At 42.5% G+C, this 15,740-nt stretch carries 11 protein-coding genes and 2 pseudogenes; 1 reads left to right on the top strand and 12 read right to left on the bottom strand.

Going from position 1 to position 15,740, the window contains the following annotated elements:
* Window positions 1-84: 84 nt before the first annotated feature.
* The 12 genes and pseudogenes from ROSEINA2194_RS07750 to ROSEINA2194_RS07695 all read right to left on the bottom strand — a co-directional run bounded on the left by ROSEINA2194_RS07750 (window position 85) and on the right by ROSEINA2194_RS07695 (window position 14,051).
* A complete protein-coding gene (locus ROSEINA2194_RS07750; RefSeq protein ID WP_007885288.1) occupies window positions 85-1,575 on the bottom strand; it encodes a methyl-accepting chemotaxis protein in 1,491 nt (496 codons plus the stop codon).
* Between the two features lie 133 nt (window positions 1,576-1,708).
* A complete protein-coding gene (locus ROSEINA2194_RS07745; RefSeq protein ID WP_007885287.1) occupies window positions 1,709-2,791 on the bottom strand; it encodes a GGDEF domain-containing protein in 1,083 nt (360 codons plus the stop codon).
* A 156-nt stretch (window positions 2,792-2,947) separates the two neighbouring features.
* Entirely contained in the window at window positions 2,948-4,813 is a 1,866-nt protein-coding gene (locus tag ROSEINA2194_RS07740; protein ID WP_044927480.1) for a heavy metal translocating P-type ATPase, read from the bottom strand.
* A gap of 106 nt (window positions 4,814-4,919) precedes the next feature.
* A pseudogene (locus ROSEINA2194_RS07735) lies at window positions 4,920-5,139 on the bottom strand (cation transporter).
* A 19-nt stretch (window positions 5,140-5,158) separates the two neighbouring features.
* Complete coding sequence (locus tag ROSEINA2194_RS07730; RefSeq protein WP_007885283.1) at window positions 5,159-5,518, bottom strand: ArsR/SmtB family transcription factor; 360 nt, start codon at window positions 5,516-5,518, stop codon at window positions 5,159-5,161.
* A 386-nt stretch (window positions 5,519-5,904) separates the two neighbouring features.
* Window positions 5,905-7,252 (bottom strand): annotated as a pseudogene (locus ROSEINA2194_RS07725) (MATE family efflux transporter).
* Window positions 7,249-7,959, bottom strand: coding sequence for a GTP pyrophosphokinase (locus ROSEINA2194_RS07720; RefSeq protein ID WP_007885276.1), 711 nt, complete (start codon window positions 7,957-7,959; stop codon window positions 7,249-7,251). Before ROSEINA2194_RS07720 ends, ROSEINA2194_RS07725 begins: the two are co-directional and overlap by 4 nt.
* A gap of 221 nt (window positions 7,960-8,180) precedes the next feature.
* Window positions 8,181-9,704 (bottom strand): 4-alpha-glucanotransferase, encoded by a 1,524-nt coding sequence (malQ, locus tag ROSEINA2194_RS07715; RefSeq protein ID WP_044927479.1) that lies wholly within the window; start codon window positions 9,702-9,704, stop codon window positions 8,181-8,183.
* A 34-nt stretch (window positions 9,705-9,738) separates the two neighbouring features.
* Window positions 9,739-10,749 (bottom strand): LacI family DNA-binding transcriptional regulator, encoded by a 1,011-nt coding sequence (locus ROSEINA2194_RS07710; protein WP_007885271.1) that lies wholly within the window; start codon window positions 10,747-10,749, stop codon window positions 9,739-9,741.
* 75 nt (window positions 10,750-10,824) lie between these two features.
* Complete coding sequence (locus ROSEINA2194_RS07705; RefSeq protein WP_007885268.1) at window positions 10,825-11,697, bottom strand: carbohydrate ABC transporter permease; 873 nt, start codon at window positions 11,695-11,697, stop codon at window positions 10,825-10,827.
* Window positions 11,697-12,539: a carbohydrate ABC transporter permease gene (locus ROSEINA2194_RS07700; protein WP_044927478.1), complete on the bottom strand. Its 843-nt coding sequence runs from the start codon at window positions 12,537-12,539 to the stop codon at window positions 11,697-11,699. Before ROSEINA2194_RS07700 ends, ROSEINA2194_RS07705 begins: the two co-directional genes overlap by 1 nt.
* Window positions 12,540-12,626: 87 nt before the next feature.
* Window positions 12,627-14,051, bottom strand: coding sequence for an ABC transporter substrate-binding protein (locus ROSEINA2194_RS07695; RefSeq protein ID WP_044927477.1), 1,425 nt, complete (start codon window positions 14,049-14,051; stop codon window positions 12,627-12,629).
* A 434-nt stretch (window positions 14,052-14,485) separates the two neighbouring features.
* Between ROSEINA2194_RS07695 and ROSEINA2194_RS07690 the strand changes: the two genes are divergently transcribed.
* Window positions 14,486-15,740: chloride channel protein (locus ROSEINA2194_RS07690; RefSeq protein ID WP_007885259.1), on the top strand; the 1,255-nt coding region annotated here is incomplete at its 3' end.

The following is a 15,740-nucleotide window of genomic DNA, read 5'->3' as shown; positions in this document are numbered from 1 at the left end:
CACAAAAAAAGCGAGCGAAGACGGTATCGCCTTCGCTCTGGAACATTTTTCCTTTCTTTAGGGCTGCATCCTGCAGCTCTTTTCTTATAAATACTTTTTCAGATCATCTGCCGTTGCACGCATCTTATCTACTGCCTGCTGTACCTGCTCTGCAAACTGGAGATTCTGTTCACTCATGCCATGTACCTGTTCTGCACTTGCGGTCACTTCCTCTGTTGCAGCAGACAACTGGGATATATTTTCCACGATCTTATTATTAGACTCAGAAAGTCCATCCACCTGCCGGTTTACTTCCTCGATATGATCGATCAGATCTGTCATATTACGGTTCAATATCTCAAATGTCTCAGATGCTGCAACGATCTTCTGATTCTGGCTCTCAACGGCCTCTACAGATTCTTCCACAGAAGAAACTACTTCATTGGCATTCTCATTCAGCTCATTGACGATTCTCGTGATCTGCTCCGTAGAATTCTTTGTCTGCTCTGCAAGCTGTCTGATCTGTTCTGCCACGACAGCAAATCCGCGGCCTGCCTCACCGGCTCTTGCACTTTCGATCGATGCATTCAGTGCAAGAAGATTCGTCTGGCTGGAAATATTTAAGATCATTCCTGCAATCTCTTCCACTTCTTTTGTTTTGTTCTGAAGCTTTGTCATTGCGGTCGTCACTTCGTGGTTTGTATTCGTGATCAGTTCTGACTGTGTCCTTAATTCTTCCATTACACGGATATTTTCCTGAATACTCTCGTTGGAATTCATTGCAATATCCACCATCTGCTTTGAACTCTCTCCGGTTACACCAATTGCATCCTGAATGGAATTGGTCATTGTACTCTGTTCTTCAATGCTGCCTGCAGTTGTATTGGCAGAAGCTGAAATCTCCTGCATGCTGTTTGTTACAGATTCTGTCACGCCAACCAGCTTTTCGATCAGTTCACCGCTCTTTACAGATTCTGTCTGGATAGATTGTGAAATGCCAAGCACCCCTTCCAGTACCCGTTTTTCCTTCTCATGTTCTTCTGCGATAGAGCCAAGTGCATCATCATTAAACATAATCGTGATATCACCGATTTTTGCGATGATAAAGAGAATTCCAAGCACACCCCAAATACCACAGATGGTATCCACATCTATCACATTAATTCCCTTGACAGACTGTACAACAGTCACAAGGATATATAAAATTCCAAGTCCAATTGAGGTTCTCCTTAATCCCTTTTTATCATAATAAGGAATCTGTAATGCAAGAGAAGCAATCAGTATATAGGTAATAAAATGCGCATCTGTCTGCATACCAATCAGCAAATACTCAATTCCCATCTCCATGGTTACCGCCACTTTTAACTTGCTTGTTGCCTTATTCCTGCAATAAATAACCGCGTTCACCACGGTAAATGCAAGTAAAACAACCGTATTTCCATAGACGGTCACCGTCTTGATGTTATGATTCATCTGTTTCATCCACAGATACAACAAAATCAGTGCCGCCATAAAGATCGTGGCTCCCATATATATTCTATTCATTCTCCGCAATCGTTCCGAAATGTCATTATAACGATATTTATTTTCTTCCATTGTTTTTCGTTAACTCCTCTCTTGTTATCATGTAAGCCTTTTCACAATATAGCATATTATACCTTATTTTTCCAAAAAATTCCATAGTATTTTCTGCATAATATGCATATTTTTCTCAGATACGCCACCTGCTTCAATAAACGATCTTATCGCGTCCGGTCTCTTTTCCCTGATATAACTTCTCATCTGCCCTGCGGATCGCCGTTTCCATACCATCGTTCTGATCGTACTCTTCCAGTCCAAACGTCATGGTAATGCGGATCTCCTCATTTTCATACGGCACTGTCAGCCTGTGGATCTCGTCATAAATCTCCTGCAGCGCATCATATGCCGCATCGCCGTTTCTGCCATAAAATACAAACAGGAACTCCTCGCCTCCCCAGCGGCACACCCTTCCGTATGTTTTCATTTTGTCCATGAAAAGTCCTGCTACTGCTTTCAGCACTTTATCACCTGCATCATGCCCATAGGTGTCATTGATCTTTTTAAAGAAATCAATATCTGCAATGGCGATCGATACAAAGCCTGCATTTCCGACCTCATAATCATACTCCACTGCACGGATATATTCCCACATGCTCCGGCGGTTCCAAAGACCGGTAAGTGCGTCAACAGAAGCTAACTTTTGCAGTTTTGTATTATACCGTACAAGCTTCTGTTCCATTTTCTGGGCATCCTTCGTAAATATGATCATGACAGCGGTGATCTGCGCAAAAATAAAAATGGTATTTAAAATCTGTATCAGAACACTTATGCCGGGATCCAGTGGGCTGTACGGTTTGAAATTCCGGGCGTAGGCATACAAAGCCAGACGGAGTGCACATGCTCCGACCGCAGTCAGCACTTTTCTCCGCTCTCCTGCAGTACTCACCGTAAAGTTCAGCGCAAGAAATGCAAACAGATAATGCTGTACTCCGCAATCCCAGCCAAACATCACAATAAACAGGATGATCCACACGATCATAAGTATCTGTGAGATCCACGCTGACTCTCTCGTATGATCCAAGTACGTCGTGTAAAAAGATAACACATAGCATACTCCGCACACCAGACAGCCACCCACATTCATCCAGTCACCCATGCTACAGAAAACTGCCATAAGGCAGAGAAAATATCCAATGAAGATCAGCGCACTGATACGCAGTGTCACCGCTGTTTTCTTTGTTTCATTCTCATTCTTTACATCTTCAAAAATCAAATCAAGGATCTTGTTCATTTTCCCTTTCTCCGTTGCTATTTTAGGACTGTCTCATTTATGTCATCCTTTCTCCTACAAAAATAGTACTTTTTTACAGATATAAAGTCAACTTATTTCTGACAATTTTTGACTGAGAATCCGAATTTTTATTTTGACTACTATGAATATTTCTTTTTACTTTTCATTTAAAGTACGCATGGAATTTAAGATTGCGATGACAGAAACTCCTACATCCGCAAATACGGCCTCCCACATATTCGCCATACCAAGTGCGCCGAGAATCAGAACAAGTGCTTTTATTGCAAGTGCAAATACAATGTTCTGTTTTACAATACGAAGTGTCTTTCTTGCAATCCTAACAACCGATGCGATCTTGGTCACATCATCATCCATCAGGACAATATCTGCTGCTTCGATTGCCGCATCGGAGCCCATGCTTCCCATTGCAATTCCAATGTCCGCTCTGGTGAGTACCGGAGCATCATTGATTCCATCTCCGACAAATGCAAGACGCTCTTTTTCTTTTTCAGCTTTTAAGAGTGCTTCCACCTGCTCTACTTTACCACCCGGTAACAGTTCTGCATGTACCTCATCGATACCAAGTGCCTGTGCCACTGTCTCTGCGGCCTCTTTGCGGTCTCCGGTCAGCATAACCGTATGTCTGACGCCTACCTGTTTCATGTCGTGGATTGCCTCTTTTGCTCCATCTTTAATGGTATCGGAGATGACAACCGCTCCTTCAAATACTCCATTGCATGCCACATAAACAACTGTTCCCATGCTCTTGCAAGGTGTATAAAAAATACTCTCTGACTTCATGAGTTTTTCATTTCCGAGTAATACGGTTTTTCCGTCGATCACAGCTTTGATTCCGTGTCCTGCGATTTCCTCTGTGTTTGTCACACGGTTTAAATCCAGCTCTTTTCCGTAAGCTTCACGGATGGAATTTGCGATTGGATGATTGGAATAGCCCTCTCCCAATGCTGCAAGTTCGATCAGTTCCTCTTTGGAACCGTTTTCGGTGATGACATCTGTCACTTTAAACTCGCCTTTGGTCAGTGTTCCGGTCTTATCAAAAACAATTGTGGTCATCTCTGCCACTGCCTCTAAATAGTTGCTTCCTTTTACAAGGACACCGATCTTAGACGCTGCACCGATTCCTCCGAAGAATCCTAAAGGAACGGAGATCACCAACGCACATGGGCAGGAAATAACAAGGAAAATACATGCTCTCTGAATCCATTCTGCCCATCCGCCGCCAAGGATCAGTGGTGGCAAAATTGCGAGGATCACTGCACCGATCGTGACAACCGGAGTATAGTATTTTGCAAAACGTGTGATGAAATTCTCAACTTTTGCTTTTTTGCTGCTTGCATTCTCCACAAGTTCCAGAATCTTTGCAACCGTGGAATCGTCAAACTCTTTTGTTGTTTTTACTTTTAATGTTCCGCTTCCGTTCACACAACCACTGATGATCTCATCCCCGGCTTTTGCGCTTCTTGGTACCGACTCGCCGGTCAGTGCTGCGGTATCGATCAGGGATTCACCCTCCACAACAATGCCGTCGAGAGGTATACGCTCCCCCGGTTTCACTACGATAATGCTTCCAACTTCCACATCATCCGGATCAACCTGTTTTAAAACTCCGTCTTCCTCGATATTGGCATATTCCGGACAAATGTCCATCATATCAGAAATGGACTGGCGGGATTTTCCAACCGCATAGCCCTGGAACAGTTCGCCTACCTGATAAAACAGCATAACAGCGACAGCCTCGGAATATTCACCTACGCCAAACGCTCCGAATGTGGCGATCATCATAAGGAAATTCTCATCAAACACCTGTCCGTGGCTGATGTTTCGTGCCGCCTTGTATACAATATCATAACCAATGACCAGATACGGAACCAGATAAATCACAAATAACACAATTTTGTTCCATCCGTCCATCCCTCCCGTGTGTTCACAGACCATCAGGACTGCAAACAGCAGAAATGTGACAATGATGCGGTAAAGCATCTTTTTCTGTTTCTTTGTCATATTATTTACCATGCCTTTCTGTAACCTGCAGACTTTATGCCGCAGGCACAAATTACTCTCCTTGGGATAGAAATGGCTGCTGCATCACGCAGCAGCCATTGATTCATTAAAATAAGATTTTGCAGTCCGGCTCAACCTTTGCACAAACAGCAACGACTTCTTTCATAATCTCGTCGAATTTTTGCATCCTCTGCATCAATGCTCATTTTCTGTGTCATAAAGCTTACGCTTGCATCGTTGACACCCGGGATTTTTTTGATCGCATCTTCCATTTTTGCTGCGCAGTTTGCACAGTCAAGGTCTTCTAATTTAAATTTTTTCTTCATGATCCATTCCTCCATTTTCTTATTCTTCAATATGTTCTCTTCCCTGATCGATGATCGTGCGCACATGTTCATCTGCCAGCGAATAAATCACGGATTTGCCTTCTCTTCTGCCGGTTACAAGCTTCGCCTGCTTTAATATTTTAAGCTGATGGGAAATCGCTGACTGGTTCATATGAAGCATTTCCGCAAGATCACAGACACACACCTCTGACTCAAACAACACATACAAAATCCGGATTCTGGTTGAATCACCGAATATTTTAAACAGTTCTGCCAGATCGTACAGTTCATCTTCGTCCGGCATATGCTCACTCACCTGTTTGATCTTATCCTCGTGGATCTCGCACGTTTCACAATGTTCTACATCATTAATTGCCAATCATTTCACCTCCGTGTTATATGAATATCTGTTCATATGTTTATGTTATCAGTCATTTATATATCTGTCAATAGAATTCTTGTATCTTTTTCATTTTGGGGGCGAAACTCTTCTCATGCTATGTCAAATTGTGAAAAATCAACAAAATTTTCGAAAACACGCTTTTGCTACGTGTCGCTGGTAACGGTACTAAGAAGCCAGTCACGACTATTGTCGCACCTGCCTTCTAAGAACCGACCGCTCTCCAGTGTTTTCTCAAGCTTTTGTCGATTTTTCACAATTTAATTTACATTTTATGAGTTTCGCAATAAATGAGAAAAGAAACCTGTTCATTATCAAAATAAATAATAAATAGGTTTCTCTTATATATTCACGTATTTTAGTGGCTATCTTGCCTGAAATATTTTTCTCTGCTTGTAAATGTAATAGATGCTCATCGCAAGCGCACCTGCCGCCCATGTGATCGGATAGCAGATGATGACCTGCTCTAAGGTTCCGTGAGCTGCCACAAGTGTCACCCAGATCATACGGAGCACACAGATGCCAACCATCGTGATCAGCGTGGAAACTACCACTGCTCCCTGTGCACGCAGTGCCCCGGAAAACACTTCGATAAAGGCAAATAATAAGTACGCCGGTGCGATCACATTCATCATGCGGATACCGATCTCTACCACGCCCGCATCATTGACAAAGATTCCAAACAGAAATCTCTCTGCAGACATTAAGATGATACTCACAGAAACCGCCGATATCAGTGCCATGCCAAGACAGATTTTTGTACCTCTCCGGATGCGGTCCCATTTCCCTGCTCCATAGTTTTGTCCTACAAATGTCATAACAGAGATTCCGAATGCGCTGTTGATCATCCAGAAAATAAAATCAATTTTGGAATAAGCCGTCCATGCCGCCATCGTGTCCACGCCAAAATTATTGATGGACACCTGCACGATAATATTCGAAATACTGTACATGATTGCCTCAAATCCCGCCGGAAGACCTATTTTTAAAATACTCTGCAGCATTCTTTTGTACATGCGGATCTGTGAGAGACACAGTTTCATGCCCTCCGTGCGGTACATCAGTGTAACTGTCACCAAAACAGCACTGACCGCCTGAGCGATCAGGGTGGCAATGGCCGCACCTAAAACGCCTAATGGAATAACCAGAATGAGTAAAAGATCCAATATAATATTTACCACACTGCAGACGATCAGATAATATAATGGTCTTTTCGAATCCCCGACTGCCCTTAAAATCGCAGCACCCATATTGTAAATGAAAATAAAAATCAGTCCTGAAAAATACACCCGCACGTACAGTACCGATTCTGCGATCAGTTCCTCCGGTGTGTTCATCCAGCGTAACATCTGCGGTGCAAACACGATCCCGGCAATTCCGAGCACAAGTCCTCCCACAAGTGCAAATGCGTAAGCGGTGTGAAGAGACTCTTCTATCTCCTCTTTTTTTTCCGGCACCAAAATACTGTGAGATAATAACGGTAGCTCCCGTGGACACGCCTGTGAAAAACCCTACCACAAGGCTTATGATCTGCCCGGCAGAGCCGCCGACACTCGACAGTGCTTCTTTTCCGACAAACTGTCCCACAATGACAGAATCCACCGTATTATATAACTGCTGAAAAAAACTTCCCACCAGAATCGGAAAGAAGAAAATCAACAGCTGTTTCCAGATCACTCCCTCTGTGATCCCGTTCTTTTCCTGTGTTGTCATGATATCTTCTCCTGTGCAGCTTCCATCCGGTCACGGATAGCTTCCATTCTCTGATCCAGGGATGCACTGATGCCGGCACACTCCACCAGTTCTTTTGCCAGATACTCTGCCTCGCTTTCCGGAATGTTCTTCTTATAACGTAATTTATGCTCCAGACTTGCCCAGAAATCCATTGCGATCGTCCGAAGCTGTACTTCCACCTTCATCGGACGTTTTTCTTTTTCAAGGAAAATCGGCACTTCGATAATCAGATGCAGACTGCGGTATCCACCCGGCTTCGGGTTTTTAATATAATCTTTCCGCTCGATCAGTCTGACATCGTCCTGCTGCAGCAGACAATCCGCCAGCATATAAATATCTTCCTGAAATGAACAGATCACGCGGACTCCTGCGATATCGTTGATATTTTCCTCTATGGATTCCAGTGAAAACGGAATCTGTTTCCGCTTCACTTTCTTTAAAATACTGTCAAACGATTTCACTCTCGCCTTAATGGACTCGATCGGATTTCTGTCATATTGCAGGGAAAACTGCTCATTCAAAACATTGAACTTTGTCTCCACTTCCATGATCGCACACCGGTAGTATGCCATCAGACTCTCGATCGGTGCAAAATTGTCCTGCACTTTATCCATAAACTCATCGGATAACACGGTATCCATGATAATCTCTTCTTTTGCCTGTTTTAAAAATTTCTCGATCAGCATATGTAAAACCTTCTTCTCTCACGTATTCTGTGGATATACCACAGCCTACTTATTATAGATGGTTTTCTCCATTTTTACAAGCCATTGGGAAGCGTAGATATTCAAGTTTTTGGCAAAAGAAAAGTCACACAGACAACTGTGATGTTCCTGCTCGCAGAGCTCACAAAGGAAATCACTGTTGTCTGTGCGACTTTTCTTTCTACAATTTACTTTTTTATTATCTACGCTTCTTCTTTAGCTTCTTCTTTGGCTTCTTCCTTCACATCTTTCCTGACACGTCCGTACATTTGCATGTATTTATAAAGGCGTTTTGTAAGTTTGTTGTCAATCTGGTCTGCGGTTGCTCTCCACTCCCAGTTGCCGCCTAAGGTGGATGGCGTATTCATACGTCCCTCAGAACCGACACCGATGATATCCTGCATCGGAACGATTGCGAGATCACCGACGGAAGCCCATGCACCGCGCATCATGCCCCAGTTATAACCTTCCTCTTTTGTGAGGTTTAAGTACTCTTTTGCAAATTTTACACTTGCCTTCGGTGCTGTATTCATCCAGCCAAGGATCGTATCATTGTCGTGTGTTCCTGTGTATACAACACAGTGTGTTGGGTAGTTATGTGGCAAATAATCGCTTCCCTCTCTGGAATCAAATGCAAACTGTACCACTTTCATACCCGGAAAACCGGAATCTTTTACAAGCTTCAATACAGAAGGTGTCAGGAATCCAAGATCCTCCACAATGATATTTAACTTGCCAAGCTTCTTCTCCAATGCATGAAACAGATCCATTCCAGGGCCCTCTCTCCACTCACCATTACGTGCCGTGTCGTCTGTTCCAGGAATCGCATAGTAAGAATCAAATCCACGGAAATGATCGATACGTACAATATCATATAATTTTGACATTGCTTTGATCCGTTTTGTCCACCAGCTATAACCGTCTTTTTTCATCTCATCCCAGCGGAACAGCGGATTTCCCCAAAGCTGTCCATCTGCGGAGAATGCATCCGGCGGACATCCTGCAACATCGATCGGATCTAAGTTCTCATCCAAGTAGAACTGAGCCGGATTAGCCCATACATCCGCAGAATCTCCTGCAACATAAATTGGAACATCTCCGATGATCTCAATGCCTTTTTCATTTACATATTCCTTCAACGCCCACCACTGTTTAAAGAACAGATACTGGAGCATTTTGTAAAACAGAATGTCATCTGCATAAGTTTCTTTTGCTTCTGACAATGCTTTCTGTTCTCTTGTCTTTAATTCTTTTTCCCATTCAAACCATGCAATTCCGCCATGGGCATCTTTTAATGCCATAAACAGTGCATAATCCTCGAGCCATTCTGCTTCTTTCTCACAGAAAGATGCAAAATCCTCCGGCTGTTTTTTCATGAAACGTACATAGGCTTTTTTCAGTAATGCATAGCGGGAATTGTACATAACCCCATAGTCTACATAATGAGGATTGCTGCCCCATGGAAAAGATTCACACTCTGCTTTTTTTAACAGTTTTTCTCTGCATAAAATCTCAAGATCGATAAAATAAGGATTTCCTGCAAAACTGGAAAATGACTGATATGGTGAATCACCATAGCTGGTCGGACAGATTGGAAGGATCTGCCAGTATTTCTGACCTGATTTATCAAGAAAATCTACGAACTTTCTTGCCTCTTTTCCCATTGTACCAATTCCATAAGGGGATGGCAGGGATGAAATGTGCATTAAAACACCGCTGCTTCTCATAACAATAATTCCTCCTATTTGAGTTCAAAAACTCCTATTTCAAATTCTTTATACTCTCCCCACTTGCGAACTCAAACGGAACCACCTCATAAATCGGTTCTTTCTTCAGTTCGATCTGTCCAAACAGTATCTCCACACTTCTCACGGCAAGTGTCTGATACTGCTGCCTGATCGTGGCGAGTTTCGGATTATAATATTCTGCTAATACGGTGCCATCAAAACCAATCACAGAAATATCTTCCGGTACACGATAATCCATATCGCGCAGCGCACGGATCGCGCCGATAGCCATCACATCTGACATTGCAAATACTGCTGTCAGATCAGGATACTTTTCCACCAGACGTTTCATCGCCCGGTAAGCACTGTCAAATGAGAATCTTGCTTTCTCATAGCAGACTTCAAGATCCATTTCCTTACCATGTTCTGCAAAGCTTTCCTTACATCCTAAATATCTCTGGTGGCTGGTGTATGATTTTACCGGATCACCACCGATAATACCAATCTTGTCATGTCCTGCTTCAAGCAAAGCATCCACAGCACACTTTCCTGCGGCAATATCATCTGTTGCAACACTGGAAAGGTTCTCAAATGGAAGATTATTTGCCCGGTTTGTCACAAGCACACTCGGCACATCCACCTTTGCAAATCCCTGTTTAAAAAATTCCGGGTTACCACCTAAAAACAGAAGTCCTAACGGCTTTCGCTCCCTGCAGAGCTGTAATGCCTGTTCCACCTCATTGTCGTCCTCGTCAATGTAGGAAACAACCAGTGTATAGTCGGTCCTTCCGATCATCTGCTGGATCTCCTCCACAATGTTGGAGAACAGCATATTGGAAATACCTTTGACTAATACAACAATTGTTTTCGTATTGCTCTGCTTCAAATGCTTCGCATTATTATTCGGAACAAAATGAAATTTTTCAACTACTTCTTCGATTTTTTTCTTTGCATCGGGACTGACATCATTTCTATGATTCAGGACTCTGGAAACCGTGCTGATGGAATATCCTGATTCCCTGGCTATATCCTTTATCGTAACCATATTTTTCTTTCCTGTCTACTGTTTTTTCGTTTTTTTTCGTAAAACATGTATTTTTTACAATCTTCTACTGTAATATCAGCCTTTGACCGCTCCTGCAACTACTCCTTCAATAATATATTTCTGACAAGCCACATAGAAAACTACAATTGGAACAATTGCAAGTACAAGCATTGCCATCATCGTACCCCAGTCTACTGCTCCATAACCACCTTTTAAGTACTGAATGACGATTGGAATCGTCTTGTATTTTTTGATATCCAATACCAGATAAGGAAGTAAATAATCGTTCCAGATCCACATTGCCTGTAAAATTGCAACGGTGATCGCCGTTGGTTTCATAATTGGAAATACCACCTGAAAGAATGTCTGGATCGGAGTACATCCATCGATCATCGCCGCCTCTTCTATCTCGATCGGAATACTTTTTACAAAGCCGCAGAACATAAACACCGCAAGTCCTGCACCGAATCCAAGGTATACTAAAATGATACCGACCGGGTTGCTCAGATGCATCATATTTGCCAGTTTTGACAAGGTGAACATTACCATCTGGAATGGTACGATCATGGAAAACAGACATAACATATAAATGGTTGCATTCACTTTATTATGTACTCTTGTAATATACCATGCACACATGGAGGTGCATAAGATGATCACTGCAACAGAGCCAACGGTGATGAGCACCGAGTAGCCAAACGCCTGAAAAAAGTTTGTTTTTTCAATACCCCGGATGAAATTTGACAATCCGGTAAAGGATCTCTCATCCGGCAGTGCAAATGCATTTTTTGTGATAAATCCTTTTTTCTTGAAGGAATTGATCAGCACCAGAAAAATCGGATACAGATAAAAAACGGTCAGCAGACTGAAAAATACGGTCAGCACTCCTCCGTGTTTTGATCTTCTTACAGCACTTACCTCATTATTTTCTTTTACTTTCTTTGCCATTACTGCTGTACCTCCTTTGTTCTGGTCAGTCTGTTCTGTGCCAGTGCGATAACTGCTACTATAATAAAGAAGATAACTGCTTTCGCCTGACCGACACCTTCCCAACCGGTTCTTCCATAGAATGTCTCAAAGATGTTAAGCGCAAGCATCTGCGAATTATTGGACGGCTCTCCTGCTGTCAATGCCAGGTTCTGATCGAACAGTTTGAAAGAGTTCGTCAGTGTTAAGAATGTACAGATCGTGATGGATGGCATTACCATTGGAATCGTAACACTCTTCAATAACTGCCAGTCGGACGCCCCGTCCATTTTTGCCGCCTCGATCAGCTCGCCCGGAATATTCTGGATACCGGCGATATAAATGATCATCATATAACCGACCTGCTGCCAGTTCATTAAAATGATCAATCCCCAGAATCCATAGGAAGAAGAATAAGTAAGTGTTCTTCCAAAATGACCTAAGATTCCATTCAGCAGGATCTGCCAGATATAACCTAAAACGATACCACCAATAAGGTTTGGCATAAAAAATACTGTACGGAAGAAGTTCGTACCTTTAATTCCCTTTGTTAAAAGCATCGCAATTACAAATGCAAAAACATTAATCGTCAGCACTGATACAATGGTGAATAATGCAGTGAACCATAATGCATGCATAAATGTCGGATCACTGAACACGCGCAGATAATTTTTTAATCCTACAAATTTTGCATCTGTAACGGTTGTAAATTCACAGAATGATAAGTAGATACCCATAATAAAAGGAACTATAAAACCTATTGTAAATGCCACTAATGTAGGGAGTGCAAAAACAGGAAAATATTTTTTGATTGCTTTCTCCATAATTTCCATCCTCTCATAAAACCTTAATAATCTGAAAGGGTGAGTGGCAGGCCACACACCCTTTCCATGTTACTTCATCATTACTTTTTATTTGTTTGCAGCTGCTGCATACTCAGTAGCCCATCCGTCAACGAATGCACTGACAACGCCGTCCCAGTCACCTGTTCCCTGTGCGTACTCTAATAATGCAGAACCTACACCGTCTTTCCATGTCTCAGATGGAATAGTAGAGAAGTTCCATGTTACAGAGTATTTACCATCAGCGATGTACTGGTTAGAAGCCTGGATAAATACATTGTCTGCTTCATATTCGCCTGTGAATGTATCAAATGGTGTTGTAAATCCCATTTCATGAGCCATGGATTCACGTCCTGCGTCAGATGTGATAACCCAGTTCAGGAAATCAAGTGTTGCCTGCTGATCTTCTGCAGAAGCTTTGCTGTTTACACACCAGTAGTTCTCAGAACCTGTGCAGAGTCCCTGATTCTCTTCTCCCTCAACACCAATATAGATTGGCATCATGCTCATGTCTTCAGCGGTTACAAGATAACCATTCTCTTCATTTGTGAGGTTACCATACTCCCATGTACCATTCTGGTAGAATACTGCCTCTTCCATACCGAATTCAGATTCTGCTTCATCACCTGTCTTAGATGAGAGCATTCCCGGATCACAGGTGGAATCTGTAATGTATAAATCCCAGATCTGTTTGTAATTGTCAAGGTATGTTCCTTCTATTGCATCTGTAGAATTAATTCCTTTGTCTTTGTATTCATAGTAAATTGGAAGATTTGCCAAATGAGTTTTAAATCTCCAGTCAGATGATCCATCCATACCTGCGGAAGTAAATGCTCCCTGAAGATCGTATCCAAACTTATCATTAATCTCATCTAATCTGGACTGGATATCATCTGCAACTGCTTTTAATGTCGCAAAGTTGTTGATCTCATCAACAGAAGAAATCACTGCGTTGTCCATTGTGCAGTAGTCATTTAAGATTGTCTTATTGTAAATGATACCGTAAGTCTCGATAACATAAGCGATACCCTGTACTGCGTTTCCATCTTTTAATACAAAATCATCACTTGTCAGATGTGAATATAACTCACTGCCTGAAAGATCCATGCAATAATCTTTCCAGTTTGCAAGTCCTACAGGTCCGTTTACCTGGAATAAGGTTGGTGCTTCTGATTTTGCCATCTCTGATTTTAATGTCTGCTCATATGTACCATCTGCAGCCGTGATAACTGTAACCTCTGTTCCGGTCTCTGCTGTGTATTTTGCTGCCAGATCCTGCCACTGCTGATCCTGTTCCGGTTTAAAGTTCAGATAATAAACGGAACCACTTCCTGATGCTGCTGCATCTGTTTTCGCATCTCCTGCTTCTGTTGTACTTGCTGTTGCATCTGCACTGTTTGCACTGTCTGCATTGGAAGCATCACTGCCGCATCCTGCAAATAAAGTTGCTGTCATTGCTGTAGCAAGCATTACTGATAAAACTTTTCTCTTCATGTCGTTTCCTCCCGTATACTTTCTGCACATCTGTATTGTGCAATGATTGTTCTGGCACTCTGCCACTTTGCTGAAATGTTCCCGGTAACATTTTCGGTATTGTTTTCGGTAACGTTTTCAGTTGATAATTGAATTATATTCTTTTTCATAAAAAAGCAATACTGAATCGTTATCTTCTCTATATTTCATAATTTTTGTTTTTGTTTTTTGTGCAAATTGTATATCAGCAAGATGCTTTTTCTTATTTTTCTTTTTTCTGGTGGAAATTTTGCTCAAAGTATTACTTTCTGCCCTGCCGCTTTTATTTCATAAAATTAGAATGCAATGATGTTTTACATTGAAAAAGATTTTTTGAAATGCTACTATAATATTATGGAAATGAAATCCGGGCACTGCCGTTTCATTCTGATCAAAAGGGAAAGTGGAAAGAACATATGAAAGAACTGATCCGTCATAAATTACAACATGATTTCAAACGAATAAAAACCTCTGCCAAATGGGTGCTTTTCTCCATCGTCTCCGGACTGCTTGTCGGGGGTGTTGGCACACTCTTCTATTTCGGCATGTATGTGGTCACACTGACCAGAACCAAAAACCCGTGGCTTATTTTTCTGCTCCCGGTGAGTGGTATCCTGATCGTCGGATGTTACCGCCTGCTTCATGATGAAAAAGATACCGGAACCAACCTTGTATTATCTGCGATACATTCCGATGAAGATCTGCCGCTTCGCATGGCTCCGCTGATTTTTATCTCCACACTCATCACCCACCTGTTTGGTGGTTCTGCCGGACGTGAAGGTGCTGCGTTACAGCTCGGTGGAAGTATCGGAAACGGTCTTGGAAAACTGTTCCGCTTTGATGAAAAAGACAAACACATTATGATCATGTGCGGCATGAGCGCCGCATTCTCTGCATTGTTTGGCACACCGATGGCTGCGGCTGTCTTTTCCATGGAAGTTGTCAGTGTCGGCGTTATGTATTATGCGGCGTTAGTCCCGTGCGTGATCTCCTCACTGGTCGCACATGCTGTTGCAGAATTCTTTGGTGTCTCACAGGAAATGTTCCTGATCGGCCAGATTCCTGCTTTTAAGATCACAAGTGCTGTAAAAATCTCTGTCCTTGCGATTTTATGTGCCGGTGTCAGCATTATTTTCTGTGTCATGCTGCATCAGTCAGAACACCTTTATAAAAAGTTTTTCAAAAATCCTTATGTGCGCATTTTCTCCGGTGGATGTTTCGTGCTCATTTTAACGCTGCTTGTGGGCAACCAGAATTATAACGGTACGGGAATCAATATCATTGAACAGTGTATTGACGGCACGGTCCGCCCGGAAGCCTTTTTTATGAAAATGCTCTTTACTGCTTTAACATTAGGTGCCGGATTTAAAGGTGGCGAGATTGTTCCATCGTTTTTTACCGGAGCCGCATTCGGCTGTCTGTTTGGAAATCTGTCAGGCTTTTCACCGACCCTCTGTACGGCAGTCGGCATGGCTGCAGTTTTCTGTGGTGTGACAAACTGCCCGATCACTGCTCTGCTCATCAGCTTTGAGTTGTTCGGCTATGACGGCATGCCTTACTTTTTGCTTGCCGTTGCATTCAGCTACATGCTTTCCGGATACTATGGCCTATACAGCAGCCAGAAAATTATTTACTCCAAATATAAGACCAATTATATCAACCGCAAAACAC

The organism is Roseburia inulinivorans DSM 16841, assembly GCF_000174195.1.
Taxonomy (GTDB): domain Bacteria; phylum Bacillota; class Clostridia; order Lachnospirales; family Lachnospiraceae; genus Roseburia; species Roseburia inulinivorans.
Note: the sequence above shows the minus strand (reverse complement) of the source record. Positions and strands in the feature narration are given on the sequence as shown.

What these genes read in the sequence shown, in the direction of transcription:
- ROSEINA2194_RS07720 (WP_007885276.1), bottom strand. Translation starts at nt 7,959, where the DNA reads ATGCTGATCGAGAAATTTTTAAAACAGGCAAAAGAAGAGATTATCATG.
- ROSEINA2194_RS07750 (WP_007885288.1), bottom strand. Translation starts at nt 1,575, where the DNA reads ATGGAAGAAAATAAATATCGTTATAATGACATTTCGGAACGATTGCGG.
- malQ (WP_044927479.1), bottom strand. Translation starts at nt 9,704, where the DNA reads ATGAGAAGCAGCGGTGTTTTAATGCACATTTCATCCCTGCCATCCCCT.
- ROSEINA2194_RS07695 (WP_044927477.1), bottom strand. Translation starts at nt 14,051, where the DNA reads ATGAAGAGAAAAGTTTTATCAGTAATGCTTGCTACAGCAATGACAGCA.
- ROSEINA2194_RS07740 (WP_044927480.1), bottom strand. Translation starts at nt 4,813, where the DNA reads ATGACAAAGAAACAGAAAAAGATGCTTTACCGCATCATTGTCACATTT.
- ROSEINA2194_RS07705 (WP_007885268.1), bottom strand. Translation starts at nt 11,697, where the DNA reads ATGGCAAAGAAAGTAAAAGAAAATAATGAGGTAAGTGCTGTAAGAAGA.
- ROSEINA2194_RS07710 (WP_007885271.1), bottom strand. Translation starts at nt 10,749, where the DNA reads ATGGTTACGATAAAGGATATAGCCAGGGAATCAGGATATTCCATCAGC.
- ROSEINA2194_RS07745 (WP_007885287.1), bottom strand. Translation starts at nt 2,791, where the DNA reads ATGAACAAGATCCTTGATTTGATTTTTGAAGATGTAAAGAATGAGAAT.
- ROSEINA2194_RS07700 (WP_044927478.1), bottom strand. Translation starts at nt 12,539, where the DNA reads ATGGAGAAAGCAATCAAAAAATATTTTCCTGTTTTTGCACTCCCTACA.